A 1,231-nucleotide genomic window follows, 5' to 3' on the forward strand; every position below is an offset into this window, starting at 1 on the left:
CAGGTAGGCCGTGCCGATCTGCACGGCCGAGGCGCCGAGGGCAAAGGCCGCAACGATGCCACGCGCATCGCCGATTCCGCCCGCAGCAATCACCGGCACGCTGACCGCGTCGACAATCTGCGGTAGCAGCGCCATCAAGCCGATCTGGCTGTTGAGGTCATCGCTGAGGAACAGGCCACGATGCCCTCCGGCTTCAATACCCATGGCAATAATCGCGTCGCAGCCGTGCTGTTCCAGCCACACGGCTTCCTCGACGGTGGTGGCCGATGACAGCACCTTGGCACCGGTGGCTTTTACCCGGTCGAGTAAGGACTTCTCTGGCAAGCCAAAGTGAAAACTCACTACTTCTGGCCGAAACTCTTCTACCACTTGGCAGGCTGCGTCGTTGAACGGCGCGCGGTTGGATACCGGCGTTGGCGCATCGAAGTCGGCGCCCAGTTCATGGTAGTAAGGTTGCAGCAAGGCCTTCCAAGCCTGGTCCCGCGCGTCATCGACATCGGGCGGTTGATGGCAGAAGAAGTTGACGTTTAGCGGCGCATGACTGGCCTGGCGAATGAGGGCCAAGGCCTCGCGCAGTTGCTCCTGGCTCAGCGCCGCCGCAGGCATGGAGCCCAGGGCACCGGCTTGCTGGGCGGCGATGACCATGGCGGTGGTCGTCGCGCCAGCCATCGGCGCCTGGATAATCGGCACCTCAATGCCCAACAGGTCAAGGATGCGGGTGTCTGGCCAGGTGCTCATGGGGTGCTTCTCCAGCGTTAGTAGGGCTTTTCGCTGTTTTAGCAGGGCAATCAGCACCCGGCCAGTCTGTTTTATTCACTGGACGGAAGCGGCGTTTTGTGGGGCTGGGTTTCACGCTCGAGTAACTGGCGCTTGCGCTCTACGCCCCAGCGGTAGCCCGACAGCTCGCCATTGCTGCGCACCACGCGATGACAGGGAATCGCCACCGCCAGGTGGTTGGCACCGCAAGCCTGGGCCACGGCGCGAAAGGAGGAGGGTGCACCGATACGCTCGGCAATCTGCGCATAGCTGGCGGTGCTGCCCGCAGGGATTTCGCGCAACGCCTGCCACACCCGCTCCTGAAAGGCCGTGCCGCGCAGATCCAAGGGCAAATCCAGGCCCACTGCAGGGGCCTCGACAAAGCCGACGACGTGGGCCACCAGTTGTTCGAAACCCTGATCCGCGCCGATCAACTCAGCCTTGGGAAATGGGTGTGGCAGGTCGCGAACCATTT

The 1,231-nt window shown here is 63.0% G+C and carries 2 protein-coding genes; both read right to left on the reverse strand.

Annotated features, from left to right (window positions below; genetic code table 11):
* A partial coding sequence (locus GIW04_RS30805) for an NAD(P)H-dependent flavin oxidoreductase (RefSeq protein WP_236479621.1) occupies window positions 1-738 on the reverse strand: 738 nt, incomplete at its 3' end.
* 71 nt (window positions 739-809) lie between these two features.
* Window positions 810-1,231: methylated-DNA--[protein]-cysteine S-methyltransferase (locus GIW04_RS30810; protein WP_236479622.1), on the reverse strand; the 422-nt coding region annotated here is incomplete at its 5' end.

Source organism: Pseudomonas sp. PA-4-8C, from assembly GCF_021606625.1.
Taxonomy (GTDB): Bacteria; Pseudomonadota; Gammaproteobacteria; order Pseudomonadales; family Pseudomonadaceae; genus Aquipseudomonas; species Aquipseudomonas lactis.